Origin of the sequence: Photorhabdus namnaonensis (assembly GCF_001684335.1) — a bacterium.
Classification (GTDB): Bacteria; Pseudomonadota; Gammaproteobacteria; order Enterobacterales; family Enterobacteriaceae; genus Photorhabdus; species Photorhabdus namnaonensis.
This window is the reverse complement of the sequence record NZ_LOIC01000070.1, coordinates 166,590-167,513: the sequence shown is the minus strand read 5'-3', so window position 1 is coordinate 167,513 and position 924 is coordinate 166,590. Positions and strand designations below refer to the sequence as shown.

The window sequence follows — 924 nt, the reverse complement described above, 5'->3', positions numbered from 1 at the left end:
TTTTGGCTTTTGCCCCGGTATTGGATCGCCTGATTCAGCCCGGCTATCGTCTGGGTATAATCGTAATGACTGGCCGTCACGCTGGCCATCCAGTAGCCGAAGGGCAAAGAGTAATAGAGCGTGTCATTTTGGCTGCCTTTCCCGGCAGATGAGTGAATATCGCGCCCACCGGAGAGATAGAACAGGTCGCTTAACGCCAGGGGGTTATCCAGAAAAAAGGTCAATCCGCCCTGATAACGCCCGGTGCTTTTCGATCCGGTATCATCCAGATACGTGGCGACTCGCCAGTGCCGGGACTGACGCCAGTCCAGCACAATATCGCTCTCCCCCGGCTGCGTGGCCGGGACAATGTTCATATCAGCCTGAACGGTGGGGAAACGTTGCAAGTTTTCCAATCCCTGCTCGATATCCCGTAAATCCAGTAACTTGCCTTCACGCGCGGGAAAGGGGGTTATCCGCTGGATATAGTTCCCGCTGTCTGGGGTATAGCGGATATGCCGGATGTTGCCCGGTATCATCACCAGTTTTAAGGTTTGGGTACGCAGATCCTGGGGAGGCACCAGAACCCGGCTGGTGACATAACCGTGATTAATGAGCTGATCTTGCAACTGGGTTATCAGCCGGCTAATGCCTTTATCACCGAGGCAATGGTTTTCGCCCTGTTGGGCGACACGCCGGAACGGTAACCAGTGCGGGAAATTTTCGGTGCCGGCCAATACGACATGAGTGACAGGAAAACAGGGGGTTTCCACCGCCAAGGCGGCTGACGCCCCGGTTTCCGGTACCGACAGGTGAACCTCCGCAGGCGGCGGGGCTAATTGCGCCTCCAGGGCTTGCTGGCGGGCCTGTTGATGAATGAGTTGTTGATCTGCGATATCGGCGGCTTGACTGCCTAAAACCACGCTACAAAAAACCGTGAATACT

General features: G+C 55.5%; 1 protein-coding gene. It reads right to left on the bottom strand.

The window, feature by feature from the left end; genetic code table 11:
• Positions 1 to 924, bottom strand: a 924-nt coding sequence (locus Phpb_RS26865) for a ShlB/FhaC/HecB family hemolysin secretion/activation protein (protein ID WP_339957051.1), incomplete at both ends; no start/stop codon positions are given.